Below are 17,825 nucleotides of genomic sequence, written 5' to 3' on the forward strand. Positions count from 1 at the left end.
GCTTGCTTACGTACCGTTTCGATATCTCGCCATCGGTGCCGGATACTAAGGCAATCTGGCGGCCTGCCGCCGTAACCCGGCAAAAACGGCCTCGCTGACAGCCGGGGCAACGCCCAGCGCCTGACAAAAATCTTCCTGCGGCAAACGCATCAGCCACCGCTTATCCTGGGACCACCGCCTGTCAAAACGCTCAACAATCAGGACCTTTTGCCCGGTAAATTCAGCCAGCTGCGCCAGTGCGGTCGGCAGTCCGAACTGCTCGGCTATTTTAAGGCACAGCCATTCGTTCTCGCCGCTTTCGGTTAAATCCAGATTGTTATAATCAATCATCCCCACCGGCAATTTAAAGATATGACTGGCAGGGGTGCTGCCTTCCGGTCTATTCAATTGATTTTTTAACATAAAGTCGAATGCGACACCGCCGCCATTAACCAGTGGCCCGTAGGAAAAGGGCCATTCAGGAATGACGCCGGCGACAATGAGCCAGTCAGGCCAAGGCTGTCAACGGGTTGAGCATGGCAAAGCAGTGCGTTAATCGATCAGGTTATAGCTGAAAAAACACTCAGGCACGTGAATACCCTGCTCTTGAGCATAGTCGAGAGTACCGTAATGCTGCTCCACCACGGCGGCGATTTCAGCGAACGCGCCTTTAAGAATGCACAAATAACTGATTTCGTCGTCATCAAGCAAATCATTGTTACGGAAAAGGATTCGATAGCCCTTTTCCAACAAAGGCAACAAGTCCATGCGCAGGCACATACCATTGCAAAAGTCCGTTAACACCGGCATAACGGACAGATTCAATCCAAACATGTTGCCAAGCGCCTCCACGCTCGCCCTCGCGGCAAATACCTTATCCGTGTATAAGCAAAGCGTCAGGGCATCAAGAAAACGCATACTGCTCCGATAAATAGCGGCTTTGTCAACATCAGGCAACAAAGCGCAGGTAAATAATTCAGCAAGCTGATCAAAAACCTTAGCCCTGACTTCTTTAGCAACAATTTCTTCCGCCAGGCTACGACGTAGCGTGGCGTAATCAATAATTCGCCCATTCCAGGGAAAACATGTCAGGGTGGGGTTTTCGCCCACCAGCGCTTGGTAGGATTTTAACATTTCAACAGCGTGGTATTCCTTTTGACATAATGACTCACAAATTTCATGTATTCCCTGCGCATCTTTATTATCGATTTTATCGCCGCTCTGTATTTTAGATATCAGTTCATCAATCTCATAGAACTGATAGGCCATATCACTCTTGCAAAGCTGAAAATAGCTTACTGAAAGATCATTAAGCATTTTCAATGATTTTTCGTTATTATTTTCAACATTGCATGGAATTAACGTTATATTGCATGAAGTATAATATCCATTCACATTATCCATCGTATAAGCCTCTCCCTTGGCGCAGTAAAGCACCTATAAATTTAATCGAGATAAATGATCGCATGAATAAAATTGCCGGTTTCATCATAGCGGCCAAGATCATTCAAATCCATAAAACTGCGGGACTTACCTATTTGATTAAATTGAATTGTTGCCAATGAAGGTGGGGTGGACTGAGGTGGCGATTCTTAAGCACCGTTCCGCAGGCAACATGCCCACGGAACGGGAAATGCCGGTTTTTTTTAACGCGCTAGGCGTTATTCCCCCCACGGCGCGGCAGCACCGATGTTTCATAGCGACGTACCGCCGACAGCCAGTCGCCGCCCACCGGCGTGTCATGCCATTGGCAATAGCGGTCCCAGACCGCCTGCCAGGGCAAGGATTTTTGCTCTTCCAGCAGGGCTAAACGCGCGGTGTAATCCCCCTGTTGCTCCAACTGGCGCAGCTGTTCGGTGGGTTCGAGCAGGGCGCGCAGCAGTGCTTTTTTCATATTGCGGGTACCGATGACCCAGGCGGCGATGCGGTTAATGGAGGCATCAAAGAAGTCCAGGCCGATATGCACCCGATCAAAGAACTTGTTGCGCACGATTTCATTGGCGATGGCCTGTGTTTCGTCGTCCAGCAGCACCACGTGGTCGCTGTCCCAGCGTACCGGACGGCTGACATGCAGCAGCAGACGGGGGACAAACAGCATGGCGCTGGTAATCTTGTCGGAAATGACCTCGGTGGGATGGAAATGGCCGGCGTCAAGGCATAAGGCGATGCCGCGGCTGGCGGCGTATCCCAGGCAGAATTCACTGGAGCCCACGGTAAAGCTTTCAGCGCCGATGCCGAACAGTTTGCTTTCCACCGCATCGATATGGTATTTGGCGTCGATTTTTTCCGCGATGACGGCATCCAGCGACTCCAGCAGCCGCTGGCGCGGCGCCAGCCGGTCGATGGTCATATCCTTCATACCGTCCGGTACCCAGATATCCATCACGGAAGCGGTACCCAGCTCTCGGCCGAAATAGGCCGATATTCGGCGGCTGGCCTGGCAATGCTCGATCCAGAACTGGCGAATATCCTTATCGGCATGAGACAGGGTAAAGCCGTCGGCGCTAAGGGGATGGGAAAAACAGGTGGGGTTGAAATCGAGTCCGAGCTGGTGCCGGCGCGCCCACTCTACCCAGCCGCTAAAGTGTTTCGGCTCGATTTCGTTACGCTCAACCTTACCTTCGGCTTCCAGATAGATGGCATGCAGGTTAAGGCGCTTCGGCCCCGGAATCAGTTTAAATGCCTGTTCCAGATCCGCCCGGAGCTCGGCGGCGTTGCGCGCCTTGCCCGGATAGTTGCCGGTAGCCTGAATGCCGCCGGTCAGCGAACCTTCCGGATTCTCAAAACCCGTGACGTCGTCTCCTTGCCAGCAGTGCATGGAAATCGGCAGGGTATCCAGGAATTTTAATGCCGCCTCGGCATCGACATTCACATCGGAAAAACGCTGTTTCGCCAGCAGCCAGGCTTGTTCGGGAGAGTTATTCATATTGCTGTTTCCTGTTGAAAATGACAGATTTCCTTAAACCGCTGCCATACTGCGGCAAGCTCGGGAACCCGACGGGGTGAAAAATGACGCGGCGGGAAGCTGCGCTCCACAATGCGTCGCCAGCAGGCGAGATCGGGCACATCTCCCAGCGTCATCAATTGGCAACCGACATTACCGAGCGTGGTGGCTTCCACCGGGCCGGCGGTAACCGGAATCTGGCATATATCCGCGCACAGTTGATTGAGCAACTGGTTTTGGCAGCCGCCGCCGACGATATAGAGATGGTTCAGCTTGGCCCCGCGCAATTGGCTTAATTCCTGCAAGACCCGGCGGTAACACAGCGCCAGGCTGTCCAAAACGGTACGGGCCAGCGCCGCGTCGGTTTGCGGCACCGGCTGGCCGGTTTCGCGGCACGCGGCGCGAATGGCGTCCACCATGGACGGGGGATTGAGGAATCCATCGTCGTTGGGATTGATGAGACTGGCAAAAGGGGGCTCTGCGGCCGCCTGGGCGATCAGCGCCGGTAAATCGGTCAGGTTTTGCTCACGGCAGATGCGCTGAAGCAGCCAAAGTCCCATGATATTTTTCAATACCCGGTAGGTGCCGCTGACGCCCCCCTCGTTGGTGATATTGGCCGCCAGCGCCTGTTCGCTGTTATAGGGAACATCACTTTCAAACCCCATCAGCGACCAGGTGCCGGAACTCAAATAGGCGCTATGCCTGTCTTTCAGCGGCGAAGCCACCACCGCGCTGGCGGTATCGTGGCTGGCCACGGCTATTACGGGCACCCGGCGCCCGGAAGGACCGGTCCATTCCCCCACCGTATTGCCCGGCAGACGCGGCGTGCCGAACCAGCGGCGCGGAATGCCCAGATAGTCAAGCAGGCTTTGATCCCAATCGCCGTTTTGCAGATTAAGCATCTGGGTGGTGCTGGCGTTGGTATATTCCCGATTCATCTTGCCGGTCAGGCGGTAGGTGAAATAATCCGGGATCATCAGGAAATGCGCCACCCGGGGAATAATATCCGGCGTCTGGGTACACAGGGCCTTTAATTGGTAAAGCGTATTGAACGGCAAAAACTGAATGCCGGTATGGCGGTAAAGGGATTGATACCCCAATTCGGCGGTGACCTGCGCCATCACGCCGTCGGTGCGGTGGTCGCGATAGGAGACCGCTTCGCCGACCCGCGCTCCCTGCTCATCCAGCAGGACATAATCCACTCCCCAGGTATCGATACCGATACCGTCCAGCGGGAAGACATTGTTCCCAAGCTTGGTGAGGCCGGTGAGTATCTCCTTTTCCAGCCCGTCGAGATTCCAGCAGTCATGGCCGCCCACGGGTTTGAAGCCGTTATCGAACCGATGGATTTCCTTGATGCCCAGGGTTTGGGTATCGGACTGCCAGCTCGCCAGCATTACCCTTCCGCTTGAGGCGCCGAGATCCACCGCGGCAAGATTACGTATAGTCATCAGTGCTATCTCCTATCTCAGGACGCGATACCGAGACCGACAATATTGGCCGCCAGGATAATCACCAGCGCACCGAGGCATAGCCGGCGCACCGGTTTTTTGCCCACACCGCTCCACTCTTTGAGCACCAGTCCCACGATGCCGCCGCACAGCACATAAAAACTCATATGCAGCATCCAACTGACATAGTGATATTGAACCGGAATATTGGCCTGGCCCCAGGCATAGAAGAAGAATTGCAGATACCACATCACGCCGCCGAGAATGGAGAACAGGGCGTTGGCAAGCAGCAAGGGTTTAGCCAGGGATAAATCCGCCTTCAGCGACAGCTCGGGTTTGGTGGCCAGCCGGATAAAACAAAAGGCCAGATTGACAATCGCGCCGCCGCCCATAATCACCACATAGCTCGGCAGAGCCACATACAGCGGGCTGATACCGGCATTTTTCGCCGCTTCATGCATGGGCAAGGCCGCATCCATGGCAAAAGACATCCCGGCGGAAAAAATGCCGCACATCACCGCCAGCAGCAGCCCTTTCTTCAGGTTGAACTCTTGGGTACTGATGCCCAGCGCCCGCTCCTTCATCATGCCGGCATAACTGACGATGCCGACGCCTATCAGCGCGACGAATACCCCAAGCAAGGTGATCTGGCCGCCGCTGGAATGGACCAGGGCGCCGAATTTACCCTGAATGATAGGGGTCATCAGCGTGCCGACTATCAGGGTAATGCCGATGGCGATGCCGATGCCCATGGACATGCCCAGATAGCGCATGGTCAGGCCGTAGTTGATATTGCCGATGCCCCACATGGCGCCGAACAGAAACACCGGCAGCAGCGTGGACATTGAGAAAGAACTGTAATATCCCCAGAAGTCCGGTAGCAGTATGGCGCTCACCGTCCAGGGTAAAACGATCCAGGAGAAGAAGCCGCCCAGCGACCACATGGTTTCCCAGCTCCATCGCCGGACCTGCTTAAAGGGTGCATAAAAACAGGCGGCAGAAGCGGCACCCACGAAGTGCCAAAAAATGCCGAGAATTATTGAACTGCCCATTTGAGAAATTCCTTTAAAAAATAGGACCTCTTTAAAAAAGAGATAAAAGAGAGCTAATTTAAAACTGCGGTTACAGAAGTTTTTATATATTAAAAGATTTGGAGAATATGGCCTTCTTGACAATGCCATTTTCCTTGCAAAAATGGCAAACAGCGTAAGAAACGAGTGATCTGAATCACAAATCCATCACATCATTTTATTTACAGAGAATATTCCAGCGCATTTTTACGGCATGAAAAATGAGATATAGACACGCCGGAGGGGGATTCTTCATTAAATTGCCAGTTTCCATCGGCAGGTGGCAGTGGCAAGAAGGTAATAATACCAGCTCATTATTATAATGGGCGGTATTAGAGCGCGCCGTCATGGTATTTAAAGCAGAAGGTATTTAAAGTTGGCGGACGCAAGCATGGAATCTGAAAACTCAGGGCTTCATGTTTCTTAAAAAAATCTTTTAATCACGTCAAGGTAATTCTCATGACTAACCGAATGATTTTGAATCAAACCGCCTATTTTGGCCGAGGAGCTGTCTCCCATATTATTGACGAAGCGAAAGCCCACGGTTATAAAAAAGCGTTAATCGTCACCGACAAAGAGCTGATGCGCGTAAAAATAGCGACCCGTATCACCGCCCTGCTGGATGAGGCGGATCTGGCGTTCTCGGTGTTCGATGAAGTGGTGCCGAACCCTACCATCAGCGTGGTAAACCGTGGCGTGGCCGCGTTCAAGGCCGCCCAGGCGGATTACCTGATCGCCATCGGCGGCGGTTCGCCGCAGGATACCAGCAAGGCCATCGGGATTATCATCAATAATCCGGCGTTCGCTGACGTCCGCAGCCTGGAAGGCGTGGCCGCAACGCAAAAACCCTGCGTGCCCATTATTGCCATTCCCACCACCGCCGGCACGGCGGCGGAAGTCACTATCAATTACGTTATTACCGATGAGGAAAACCGCCGTAAATTCGTTTGCGTGGATCCCCATGATATTCCGCTGGTGGCGATTATCGATCCGGATATGATGGCCAGTATGCCGGCCTCTCTCAAGGCCGCCACCGGCGTCGATGCGCTGACCCATGCCATTGAAGGCTATACCACACTGGCCGCCTGGGAACTGACCGATATGTTCCATATCAAGGCCATCGAGATTATTTCCCGCTCGCTGCGGGCGTCGGTGAAAGGCGATGCGCAGGGCGTGGACGATATGGCCCTGGGGCAATACGTGGCGGGCATGGGCTTCTCAAACGTGGGGCTTGGACTGGTGCACGGCATGGCCCATCCGTTGGGCGCTTTCTACAATACGCCCCATGGGGTGGCCAACGCCATTTTGCTGCCGCATATCATGGAATACAACGCTGCCCATACCGGTGAAAAATTCCGGGCTATCGCCGTGGCGATGGGCCATCCGGAGGCCAAAGATCAGCCCATAGAACAGGCGCGTCTGGCGGCGGTGAACGCGGTCAAGGCATTGTGCAAGGATGTGGGCATCCCGCCGCGCCTAAGGGATGTGGGCGTGAAGGAACAGGATATTCCGGCGCTGGCTCAGGCGGCGTTCGATGACGTCTGTACCGGCGGCAACCCCCGCCAGACCAGCGTCGCCGAAATCAAGCAGCTTTATCAGGCTATTTATTAAGTGAAAGCCCGCGGATAGCCAACGTACCGATGCCGAGGAAAATCCCTCGGCATTTTTTTTCATTTTCGGCCCTTGAAAGCCGCTTTTTTATCCCTATCTAAAGGCTGAGGATTGAAGTAATCCGGTAAAAGGTTGAACTTTTGAACACTCAGGAGATTAGCCATGATCACACATCCGTTTTCACTTATTCCTTCATTCAGCGACTCGCTGCTGTCAGATCGTTTTAATCAAATCGACCGGCTGTTCAGCAGACTGACCGGCGATGAACCGGTTGCCGGCAGTCCCTCTTATGATATCGTTAAAAAAGGCGATAATCAGTACGCCATTACCGTCAGCGTGCCCGGCTACCGTGAATCAGAGCTGAACGTCAGCACCCGCAACGGCCAGTTGGTCATTGAGGGCCGGCATGAAGAAGACAAAAAAACCGAAAAAGACAATTGGGTTCACCGGGGCATCAGCCGCAGCAACTTCTCGCTGCAATTCAGCGTCAATCGCGGCACCAAAGTGAACGGGGCCAAACTGGCCAACGGTTTGCTGGAAATCAGTCTTGAACAGGAAATCCCGGAAGAGGAAAAACCGAAAAAGATCACCATAGAACGGGCCGACGTACAGTCAGGCGGCAGGGTGATTGAACAGGCAAAAGCAGAATAACAACGAGAGCACGGGGCCGGAAGCTTATTTCCGGCCTCATTTTTTGACATTTTGCGGTATCAACGTTTCCGCCGATGGGCCATTAATGCGCAGAGATACTCTTTTTCCCAGGCGGCGAACCACGCCGCCGCCGCTTCCCCCTTCAGTTGGAGATCCGGTTCCAATCCGTCGCTCATGCGCTTTAGCTGCATGTTATTCCAAGGAAGCAGATGTAAGAGATCCAGGTTTTTTTCAGGCGCCGGCGCGATGTCCGTTTCCCCCGCAATGAGACGGCGGGCAATATCCGGATCGGCAATCATGGGACGGCCCAGCCCGATCACATCCAGTTCGCCCCGCCGCAGGGCATCCACCATCACCGAACGGGTACGAAAACCGCCCACCACCATCACCGGCATCCTGGCAACGGCCCGGATCGAAGCGGCAAATTCCACGAAATAGGCCTCCCGGCGGACGGTGGCCGCCGGGAGGCCGTCTATCCCCTGATCTTTTAAACTGACGCCGATTACCATGGGCTGTTCCAGGGACCCGCCGGAAAGCTCCAGCAAATCCAGCGACGTATCGTTAAGCATGGCGACCACTTCAAGGCATTCCTGATGGGTGAACCCCCCGCGCTGGAAATCCGATGAATTCAGTTTGAGTCCGATGGGAAAACCCTTTCCTACCGCCTCTCTCACGGCAGCCAATAGCGTCAGCAGGAACCTGGCGCGATTTCTCAGCGAGCCGCCCCATTCATCCCGGCGGCGGTTGGTGAGCGGACTGAGAAACTGCGAGACCAGGTAACCATGGGCGCCATGAAGGGACACCCCGGTGAATCCCGCCTCGCGCGTTTTACCCGCGGCGTAGGCGAACTGCGCTATGGCGTGGCGAATATCCTCTTCGGTCATTTCTCTTGGCGGCGCAAAGGTAAAACCGGCACCCCGCAATACATCGAGTTCCACCACCGAAGGGGCCAGCGGCGCCGGATTAATTTCCTGGATCACTTGCCGCCCGGTATGGCTCAGCTGTGCCCAAAAATGCCCGCCCCCGGCTTTACCCGCCTGCGCCAGCCGCGCCAGCTGCCGCATCCCGCTGTCATCGTCGATGACGATATTGCCCGGTCGTTCCAAATGGTTCCGGTCCACCTGGATATTTCCCGACAGCAGCAGTCCTGCCCCCGACCGCGCCCAACGGCGATACAATGTTTCCAAACGGGGAGTGGCGTGGTTGGCGTTATCCGCCAATCCCTCGCTCATTGCGGTTTTGCAGATGCGATTGGTGAGCACCGTGCCGCAAGGCAGCGGCACGGGTTCTGAAAGTAAATTCGTCATTAGGGTAGCTATCCCAAAATAAAATGAATGCAAGCCACCGGCAAATATACCCATCATCTTCACAGGTGCAGCCGTGTTGGCTGCGCCTGGGAATCCGAAGAATTTTATCTGCCGCCCACAAACGACAGCAATCACTGTCGTTTGTGGGATAGTGACAACTGTCGTATCATCTGTCAAGGCATACCAAGGGGACTTTTATGGTTAAGGTTTGGTCACAGAACGATCCCAAAGCGGCGCTGATGACGCGCAAAAGGAAAATGATTGTGGATGCCGCGTTGCAGGCTTTTCTGGAAAGCGGCTACGGCGAAAGCTCTGTGAACCGCATCGCCGACGCGGCGGGCGTTTCCATTAAAACGCTGTACCGGCATTTCGACAGCAAGGACGATCTGTTCAGCGCGGTAATGCAAACGGCCTGTAACGATGTCGGCAACCAAAACCAGCCCGATGACCTCGAGCCCTTATGGTTCCAGAAGCCTCCGGCGGAGGCGTTTTTGATGGCGGGCCGGGATTATCTGCAACATTCGCTGTCGGCGCCGCAATTGGCGCTTTATCGTGTTGTCATGCGCGACGCCGCCCGTTTCCCGGAAATCGGCCGGCTGTACCGACAGGAAGTCATCACCAGGAGAGACAGGCTGTTCGCCCACTACCTTGAACACTGGCTACCGGCAACGGGATGGCGGATAGCCGACACGCAGCAGGCGGCGGCGATATTTGCCGCCCTGCTCAGGGCCGGATTGTTTGATGATGCATTGCTGGGAAACCCGCTGCCGGACGAAGCGGAGATAGAACGCCAGGTCGCCACGGCAAGCCGGCGGATGATGACTATACTGGATGCCGGCTTAATATAATGCGCAGATAATATGCGCCCTTGGGGAATGTCGGACGCGGCCGGCGCCGGCACCTTGCCGAAGGCGCATGCAGACAGGAGCGCGGCGGTTATTTGGCGATTTTGGGCTGGGTGTAGCGCCACAGCCAGCGGCCGCTTTCCATACGGCGATAGAAAAACGCCGCGCGCACGATCCAGTCGAGGAACATCCCCATCCAGACGCCGTTGACCCCCCATCCCAGAATGACGCCAAGGGTATAACCGGCGACAATCCGGCATCCCCACATGCCCAACATCGAGACATACATGGTATAGCGGGCATCCCGGGCGCCCTTCAAGCCGGCCGGCAATACCCAGGAGGCGGACCAGAACGGTATAAACAGGGCATTCAGCCAGACCAGGTGCTTCACCACCCGGATAACCTCAGGATCGTTGGTGTAGAAGGCCGCCAGCACTCCGGCGAGAGGTATCGATAGCAAGCCTAATAAACAGACGCCGACATTGGATAGCCCGAAGATAAACTTCAGCTGGCGCACCGACTGGAAGATTTGACCTTTACCCAGCCGGGTACCGACGATAATGGTGGAGGTGGAGCCCAACGCATTGCCGGGCAAGTTAATCAAGGACACAATGGAGAACGCGATAAAATTACCGGCAATGACCGCGGTGCCCATACCGGCGACAAAACACTGCGTAATCAGTTTGCCGCCGTTGAACAGCACCGACTCGATGCTGGCGGGCAGGCCGATACTCAGCACATCAAGCAATACCGCCGGATTAAGGGTGGTGAAATAGCTCTTAAGGGGCAACCGGAGGGCATGATTAAGCTCGGACCGCAGCACCATCAACACCATGGCGGCGCCGATATAACGGGAAATGGTCAGCCCGAGGCCCGCGCCGACAAACCCCAGCCCATGCCAGGAAAAACTGCCGTAAATCAGCACGCTGCTAATAATAATATTGATAATGTTCATGCCGATATTAATGACCATCGGCAGTTTGGTATTGCCGGCGCCGCGCAGGGCGCCACAGCCGATCAGGGCAATGGCGGCGGCCGGATAGCTCCACACCGTCACCCGCAAATAGCTGAGGGCCAGGGTTTTCACCATGGGGTCGGCCTGGTTGGCAATCAAATCAATAATCCACGGACCGGTGAATTCAATCAGCAAGGCAATGGCAACCGACACCAGCGTTAACAGCGTAATAGACTGCCGGGCGGCGGTACGGGCCTGTTTACGGTTACGTTTGCCCAGATTGAAGGCCACCACCACGGTGGTGCCCAGGTCGACGGCGGCGAAAAAAGACAGGATCACCATATTAAAGCTGTCCGCCATACCCACGGCGGCCACCGATTCCTTGCCCAGCCAGCTGACTAAAAATGTGCTTAGCACCCCCATCAGGAGCACACAAAGATTTTCAATCAGGATAGGTATGGCCAGAGGAATGACTTCACGGCTTAACAGAACACGGTTGGAATGCCGCTTTTGATACCAGGTGGCATGTTTAAGCTTTTCCGTGAGTAAAGCGCTGTAGTTTACCAAAAGGTTTACCAAGATGATTCCGGTCAGACGGCTAAAGTGCGCAGGGAGTTGTCTTTAAAAGAATGTGTAATAAACACCGAATAGGCAATATTTTTAAATAAATATTTTAAGAAAGTTTATTTCAAACAAAACGACGTTTTGTATTAACTCAAACTACAGGGGGTGCTGCTATGGTCACGCTTGCTGGAAACGCTCGAACCTGCTCAACGCTTCATCAATCAACAGCTGTAATTCCGGACGTTGCTCCACCATCCAGGTCCATTGCCGTACCAGTAATTTCCCCGACGAGCGGTCCATCTTCAGATCAATGGCGGCGACGATTTCATCCCCTGCCAGCACCGGCAGCGCAAAATACCCCAATTGACGCTTAGCGGCCGGCACATAAGCTTCAAAACGATGTTCATAGCCGAAAAAGAGCTGCAGACGCTTACGCTGGATAACCAGCGGATCGAATGGCGAGAGAATATGCACCAGGGGAGCCGACCGGGGATCCGGTTGCCGCTCCAGCCATGCCGGTTCGATCCAGTGCAGGGCCTTCGGACTGCCCTCGATATGCACCGGCGCCAGCCGTCCGCGCTTCACCGCGGACTCAATGGCCAGGCGTATCGGCGCTTTGTGCTGCGCATTACCGTAACAAATGGACTCCACGCTGACCATGCCTTGGGATTGCAGCGCCCGGCGCAGCAGATAATCCGCCAGTTGGACATCGTTAACCGGCCGCGGCCGCCGGCGCCAGCCAAAATGGCGGCTGGACAGATCATAGGACTTGACCATGCCCGTGCGCTTGCTGACCGTCAGATCGCCGGTAAAAAAGCCGTAGCGCAGCGCCCGCCTTGACGGCTTGCGGCTGCCCCAAGGGTGGGTCTTTTCCACCAGCGCTTCGTCGATATCCCGGATCGACAGCGGCCCTCCGTCACGAATGCGCCGCAGCAGTGCGCTATAGTCGTTCGCATCCAATCCGGCAAACGACGGACTTGGCTCGGCGCGGAACCGGTCCATGGCCGAAACATACATGCGGTAAGCGGAGGACGGCACGTAGGCCAGGGCATGGGTCCAGTATTCGAAAACCGATTTGTCCAGCGACTGCGCCAAATCCAGGTCGGCGCGGCTATAGGCCGGAATGCGGCTATAGAGAATATGATGATGGGCGCGTTCAATGACATTAATGGTATCGATTTGTATATAGCCTAAATGCTCCGCCGCCAGCCTTACCGCTTCGGGTCCATCGCCAAAAGGCGCGGCAACGTCGAGCCGCTGCGCATGGAGCCAGATTTCCCGTGCCCGCGCAGGGGATATCGCAAAAGAGTGGTCAGGCATATCCAATACTCATCTCTCGTCTGTCAGCCCCCGCCTGGGATGTCAAACCGGCGCTATCGGGGTATGCTATAAATCAGTCTGTCCAGGCCATCGCAGCGCGGTTGTTTTATTCTCGATCCCGTACATAACGGATGAACCGAGCAGCACAGCCAACGTACCTGAAACCGTCAGTATGACGGGTATATCACATTATTAATCAGCGTGCTTGGTCGTAAATGTCAATTCAGACAGGCATTCAAGGAGCCGCCATGACGGGTAATACCATTACCTTAAAAACCACCGAGCAAATTTTAAAGGACAACCCAATATGAATATGTTGAAAATTGATTTTGTCTCGGACGTTTCCTGTCCCTGGTGCATTATCGGCCTGCAGGGTCTGGAAAAAGCCCTTGCCGATCTGGGGGATGAAGTGAAAGCGGACATCGTTTTTCACCCCTTTGAGCTCAACCCGGGCATGCCGGCGGAGGGTCAGAACCTGATTGAACACGTGGGGGAAAAATACGGTTCGTCACCGGCCGAAGCGCAGGCCGGACAGGAGAGGGTTCGCCAGCGGGCGCAGGATGTGGGTTTCATCATTAGCGTCCGCTTTCCCGACGGCCGGATCTATAACACCTTCGACGCGCACCGGCTGCTGCATTGGGCCCGCCTGGAAGGCCGCCAGCATGCGTTGAAACGGCTGCTGTTCACCGCCTATTTTACCGACGGGCAAAACCCCTCCGATCGCGCCGTACTGCTGCGGGCGGCCGAAGACGCGGGCTTGGACGCCGCCGCCGCGGCAGAAGTGCTGGATACCGGCCGCTATGCCGAGGAAGTGCGGGCGGATGAGCACCGGTGGCTCAGCAACGGGGTCAACTCCGTCCCCACCATTGTCATCGACAACAGCCAGGTGCTGATTGGCGGCCAGCCCGCCGCCGCGTTTCGCGGCGCCATTCTTGCGGCGCTTGAGGCCCGCGGCGCCAAAGCCTGATGTTTTAGCGGGCCAGGTTGACGTTCTCCACCAGGAAGTCCAGCACCGCCCTGACCCGCAGGGAGAGATAGCCTCCCTGTCCGAGGAAGACCGCATGGACGTCTTCGCTATCGCCGGGATTGAAGGCCTCCAGCACCGGCACCAGCCTGCCGGCGGCCACATCCTCTCGGACCTGGAACAGCGCCAGGCGCGCCAATCCCGCGCCCGCCAGCGCCAAACGGCGCAAACCCTCGCCGTCGCTGATCCGGACGCTGCCGTTCATCGGCATAAGGGTTGTCGCCCCGTCGCCCAGTAACGGCCATCCCGCCATTGAGCGCATATAATTCGCCCCCAGCCGGTTATGCCGCGCCAAATCCTCCACCCGTTGCGGCGTGCCGTTTTGCGCCAGATATTCCGGCGATCCGACAATCATCATTTTCGTCTGGCCGAGTTTGCGCGCCACCAGGCCGGAGCTTTTCAACGGCCCGGCGCGCACCGCGATATCCGTCCGCTGTTCGAGGATATCGATGACCTCATCGGCCAGGGTGATATCCAGGCTTATGTCGGGATAACGGGCCATGAACGCCGGTACCAGCGGCAGCAGGAAATGGTGTCCGAAGGGCACGTTGGCGTTGATTCGCACATGCCCCTGGGGGGCGCTGCCGGCGGCGGCGCCCTGCTCGGCGTCTTCCAGATCGGCCAGGATGCGGATACCGCGCTCATAAAACACGCAACCTTCGGGAGTCAGCCGCAGTTGCCTGGTGGTGCGGTTAAGCAGGCGCGCGCCTAAGCGCTTTTCCAGCCGGCTTATCAGCTTGCTGACGGCGGACGGCGTCATGTTGAACAAACTTGCCGCCATGGAGAAACTGCCCTGCTCCACCACCCGGACAAACACGTCCAGTTCGCCGGCGCGATTGATTTCTAATCGGGACATATGATTTCAGGTCACAATTGTTAGTCGTGTCGCCAGTCTATTTCATATCCGGTTTTTAATTCATTATTTCTTCACGGTAGTCTTATGAATTCACAAGTGGAGAAAAGAGAATCGTGGCGAAACCCAGTCATCAGCATCGTCTGTTAACACATTTTATCAGCCTATTGGCGGCGTTAGCGCTCTTCTCCTTGCCGGCAGGGTTCGCCGGCGCGGCGCAGGCCGCCCATTGGGTAAGCAGTTGGACCGCCAGCCCACAGGCGGTATGGGGAAAGGACTTTCCCTTCCCCACCCATATACCCGATGGGTTAGGGAAGCAGACGCTGCGTCAGGTGGCGAGAATAAGCCTGGGGGGAAAACGTCTGCGGATAGTGTTCTCCAACGCTTACGGGCAAACGCCCTTGACGCTTGGCAAAGCATCGGTGGCGCTGGCGGGCGACCGGGGCGCCATTGACATGGGCAGCCTTCATTTACTCACCTTCGGCGGGAAAACCACCGCCGCCATTCCCCCCGGCGCACCCCTGGTAAGCGACCCGGTGGACCTGGCCGTCCCCGCACTGGCCAGCCTGGCGGTGAGTGTGTATTTGCCCGGCCCGACGCCTACGACAACCTTTCACTGGGACGCGCGGCAAACGTCCTGGATTGCGGCGGGCGACCAAAGCCAGGCGGAAAATATCAGCATCAATCAGCCCGTTACCGCCCGTACCCTTTTGAGCGCTGTTTTAGTGGATGCCCCACGCACCGGCGGTACGGTAGCGGTTATCGGGGATTCGGTGACGGATGGCAACGGCGCAACGATGGATGCCAACGCCCGCTGGCCCGACTTTCTGGCCCGGCGCCTCGCGCCGCGGGGCGTAGCGGTGATTAATGCCGGTATTTCCGGCGCCCGTCTGTTGTCCGATGGCATGGGGGCCAATGCCCTGGCCCGGTTTGATCGGGACGCTATCCACCAGGCCGGCGTACGCAGCGTTATCGTCCTGCTGGGCATTAACGACATCAGTTGGCCGGGAACGCTCTATGATCCCCTTGGCCCGCTACCGTCGGCGGACGGGCTTATCGCCGGATATCGTCAGTTAATCACCCGGGCCCATACCGGTGGGATCCGCATCATCGGCGCCACCCTGCCCCCTTTCGAGGGCGCCCTGCCGGGGACGCCGCTGGACAATTATTATCGTGTCGATAAAGATGCGCTACGCCGCCGGGTCAATACCTGGATCCGCGAAAGCCACGCCTTTGACGCCGTCATTGACTTCGATGCCCTGCTGCGTGACCCGGCCCGTCCTGCCCGGCTCAAACCGGCATTTGACTCGGGAGATCATCTCCACCCCGGCAATGCCGGCAACCGCGCCATGGCGGATGCCATAGACCTGGAACTCTTGGCGCCGCCCCGGCGTTAATCCCCGGCACGGTCTCCTTCTAAGGAAGGCGTGGTTTCGGCAAGAGGTTCAACGTGAACCTCAACAAAATGGGTAATCGAGATCAACCGATTTATATGCATTAACAGGAGATCCGCGTCCGACTGCAAAATTTCTTTGGACGCGACGGTAGCGGCGGTCATGGCCTTGAGGATATTGGTGGACAAAGAGTCGTGTTCACCTCTTTTCAACGTTAAACACATCGCGGCCATCAGCAGAGATTGTGCATCCACCTGCGCGGCAAGGTCTTTCGACTGAGAATCTACTTTTGCCATTTTAATGAGAATTGCCGAAATTAAATTTTGCATAAGAAAGACTCAAGGGTCAGCGGGCCGGTGCGCGTAGCTTAACAGAATAGCTCGAAAACATTGGGCATGATTCACATCATAAGCAGCATAAAATAAAATCGGCTGTTTTTTTATTTATCTATAAAATATTGATTGCGTTGAATGAACTCTTTTTCGTCATTCATTTCCGGCTAAGTATCATTTGAAGCAAGCAGATAAATATGCACTATCGGAATAAACAGTGACTTTATCGCCGCCGCACACCGGTTGGCAGGCGGCGGAACACTGGGGATTTTAGCAAAGCCGAGGCTGATACATATGATTTATGATGGACGCCTTTGGCGGATGGCCGCCCCGGCTTAATGAAATAGTGATTTCATTAAGCCGCTACAGGCGCCAACCAGAGCGTCCATTTAACCCGATCACATCACGCTTATTGGCTTTATAAGGTTTAATCCACGGCCAATAATGCTGAATTTCCGTGCCTTAAACCCTTTATATCGCCAGAAACAACGGGACCGATGAATAACTCAGCCTATTTACGGGCATCCAGCAGTTGCTGCGCGTTGTCCACGGTCACTTCGGTCCAGGGCACCGCATAACGTTGAGCTGTGCCGTCCTTCCAATCCATCTGGCCTTTATACTGCTGCCAAATGTCCGACTTGGGCTGGTAGCTGCTGCCTTTTACCGCGCGTAAGGCCACATCGATGGAGCCCTGCATTTGCGCATGGGCATCCTGCAGAATGGACACCATTTCACCTTGCTGCACGGCGCGTATGGCATCCGTCACGCCATCAATACCGCCGATGGAGAAATCCTTCACATTCAGATTCGCTTCTTTTATCGCTTCTATGGCGCCGAGCGCCATTTCGTCATTCTCACCGATCACGCCGTTGATTTTGCCACGGTGTTTCTGCAGCCAGTTTTCCATCAACGGCAGCGCTTCCGCACGGGACCAGTTGGCGGTTTTGCGTTCCAAAACGGTGACATTGCCCTTGCCGCATTCGGCAATGGCTTTATCTATGCCCTGACCGCGCTGGATTTCACCGGATCCGCCGATGGGTCCTTCGAAGATAACGACATTGCCTTTGCAGTTCATCTTTTTCAGGACGGCCTTGGCGTCAAGATATCCCCCCAGCACATCGTCGGATACCACTTCACTGGTCATTTTGTCGGTATTCAGACGGGCATTGGTGACGATAACCGGAATCTTGGCTTTATTGGCCATGGTGACCACATCAATATTAGCCTCGTAATCCATCGGGTTGACGATGATTGCATCCGCTTTGGTTTGTATCGCCGTTTCGGCCTGATTATTCTGCACCATCGGATCGTAGCGACCGTCATACATGGTGATTTGCACATCGCCGTTTTTGACCTCTGGATGCTCTTTCGCCGCCTTTTCCATGAGCTGGACGAATTCGGCTTTCATACCGTACATCAAGACGGAAATTTTAACCGGAGCGGCCTCTGCCTCCGTTGACATACAAAGCATCAGTGAAGAGGCAATAAGGGATAACTTCGTCATTTTTTTCATATATTCTCCTGG

At 55.4% G+C, this 17,825-nt stretch carries 16 protein-coding genes; 5 read left to right on the forward strand and 11 right to left on the reverse strand.

Annotated elements, in window-relative coordinates:
- Nucleotides 1–45: 45 nt before the first annotated feature.
- The 5 genes from GTU79_RS26615 to rhaT all read right to left on the reverse strand — a co-directional run bounded on the left by GTU79_RS26615 (nt 46) and on the right by rhaT (nt 5,426).
- Nucleotides 46–402 (reverse strand): HipA domain-containing protein, encoded by a 357-nt coding sequence (locus GTU79_RS26615; protein WP_203520590.1) that lies wholly within the window; start codon nt 400–402, stop codon nt 46–48.
- Between the two features lie 129 nt (nt 403–531).
- A complete protein-coding gene (locus GTU79_RS26620) occupies nt 532–1,383 on the reverse strand; it encodes a hypothetical protein (protein ID WP_203520588.1) in 852 nt (283 codons plus the stop codon).
- A 250-nt stretch (nt 1,384–1,633) separates the two neighbouring features.
- A complete protein-coding gene (locus GTU79_RS26625; RefSeq protein WP_203520586.1) occupies nt 1,634–2,905 on the reverse strand; it encodes an L-rhamnose isomerase in 1,272 nt (423 codons plus the stop codon).
- Nucleotides 2,902–4,374 carry a rhamnulokinase gene (gene rhaB, locus GTU79_RS26630; protein WP_203520584.1) on the reverse strand — a complete coding sequence of 491 codons (1,473 nt, stop codon included), beginning with the start codon at nt 4,372–4,374 and terminating at the stop codon, nt 2,902–2,904. Before rhaB ends, GTU79_RS26625 begins: the two co-directional genes overlap by 4 nt.
- Before the next feature lie 17 nt (nt 4,375–4,391).
- The gene (rhaT, locus tag GTU79_RS26635) at nt 4,392–5,426 is read right to left on the reverse strand and encodes an L-rhamnose/proton symporter RhaT (protein WP_203520582.1); all 1,035 of its coding nucleotides are present in this window, start codon (nt 5,424–5,426) and stop codon (nt 4,392–4,394) included.
- Between the two features lie 477 nt (nt 5,427–5,903).
- Between rhaT and fucO the strand changes: the two genes are divergently transcribed.
- Together fucO and GTU79_RS26645 are read left to right on the forward strand one after the other, a co-directional pair.
- Entirely contained in the window at nt 5,904–7,055 is a 1,152-nt protein-coding gene (fucO, locus tag GTU79_RS26640) for a lactaldehyde reductase (RefSeq protein ID WP_203520580.1), read from the forward strand.
- A gap of 162 nt (nt 7,056–7,217) precedes the next feature.
- Nucleotides 7,218–7,706 (forward strand): Hsp20 family protein, encoded by a 489-nt coding sequence (locus GTU79_RS26645; protein ID WP_132924886.1) that lies wholly within the window; start codon nt 7,218–7,220, stop codon nt 7,704–7,706.
- 59 nt (nt 7,707–7,765) lie between these two features.
- Here GTU79_RS26645 and GTU79_RS26650 read toward each other — a convergent pair whose 3' ends face one another.
- Nucleotides 7,766–9,013, reverse strand: a complete 1,248-nt coding sequence (locus tag GTU79_RS26650) for an NADH:flavin oxidoreductase/NADH oxidase family protein (protein ID WP_203520578.1) — start codon at nt 9,011–9,013, stop codon at nt 7,766–7,768.
- 197 nt (nt 9,014–9,210) lie between these two features.
- Here GTU79_RS26650 and GTU79_RS26655 point away from each other — a divergent pair, with 197 nt between their 5' ends.
- On the forward strand, nt 9,211–9,861 hold the full coding sequence (locus GTU79_RS26655; protein WP_203520576.1) for a TetR/AcrR family transcriptional regulator: 651 nt from the start codon (nt 9,211–9,213) through the stop codon (nt 9,859–9,861).
- Between the two features lie 88 nt (nt 9,862–9,949).
- On the opposite strand, the gene GTU79_RS26660 is transcribed toward GTU79_RS26655, so the two are convergent.
- Entirely contained in the window at nt 9,950–11,392 is a 1,443-nt protein-coding gene (locus tag GTU79_RS26660) for an EmmdR/YeeO family multidrug/toxin efflux MATE transporter (protein ID WP_253073436.1), read from the reverse strand.
- Between the two features lie 162 nt (nt 11,393–11,554).
- Nucleotides 11,555–12,697 carry a winged helix-turn-helix domain-containing protein gene (locus tag GTU79_RS26665; RefSeq protein WP_203520574.1) on the reverse strand — a complete coding sequence of 381 codons (1,143 nt, stop codon included), beginning with the start codon at nt 12,695–12,697 and terminating at the stop codon, nt 11,555–11,557.
- Between the two features lie 307 nt (nt 12,698–13,004).
- Here GTU79_RS26665 and GTU79_RS26670 point away from each other — a divergent pair, with 307 nt between their 5' ends.
- Nucleotides 13,005–13,664 (forward strand): DsbA family oxidoreductase, encoded by a 660-nt coding sequence (locus GTU79_RS26670; RefSeq protein WP_203520571.1) that lies wholly within the window; start codon nt 13,005–13,007, stop codon nt 13,662–13,664.
- Nucleotides 13,665–13,668: 4 nt separating this feature from the next.
- On the opposite strand, the gene GTU79_RS26675 is transcribed toward GTU79_RS26670, so the two are convergent.
- Complete coding sequence (locus tag GTU79_RS26675; RefSeq protein WP_203520569.1) at nt 13,669–14,577, reverse strand: LysR family transcriptional regulator; 909 nt, start codon at nt 14,575–14,577, stop codon at nt 13,669–13,671.
- 113 nt (nt 14,578–14,690) lie between these two features.
- On the opposite strand from GTU79_RS26675, the gene GTU79_RS26680 reads away from it, so the two are divergent.
- The gene (locus GTU79_RS26680) at nt 14,691–15,971 is read left to right on the forward strand and encodes an SGNH/GDSL hydrolase family protein (RefSeq protein ID WP_203520567.1); all 1,281 of its coding nucleotides are present in this window, start codon (nt 14,691–14,693) and stop codon (nt 15,969–15,971) included.
- Here the strand turns inward: GTU79_RS26680 and iraP are convergent.
- Nucleotides 15,968–16,297, reverse strand: coding sequence for an anti-adapter protein IraP (gene iraP / locus GTU79_RS26685; RefSeq protein WP_203520565.1), 330 nt, complete (start codon nt 16,295–16,297; stop codon nt 15,968–15,970). The genes GTU79_RS26680 and iraP overlap by 4 nt on opposite strands.
- 514 nt (nt 16,298–16,811) lie before the next feature.
- A complete protein-coding gene (locus GTU79_RS26690; protein ID WP_214513525.1) occupies nt 16,812–17,813 on the reverse strand; it encodes a substrate-binding domain-containing protein in 1,002 nt (333 codons plus the stop codon).
- Nucleotides 17,814–17,825 lie beyond the last annotated feature (12 nt).

Source organism: Sodalis ligni, assembly GCF_016865525.2.
GTDB lineage: Bacteria > Pseudomonadota > Gammaproteobacteria > Enterobacterales > Enterobacteriaceae > Acerihabitans > Acerihabitans ligni.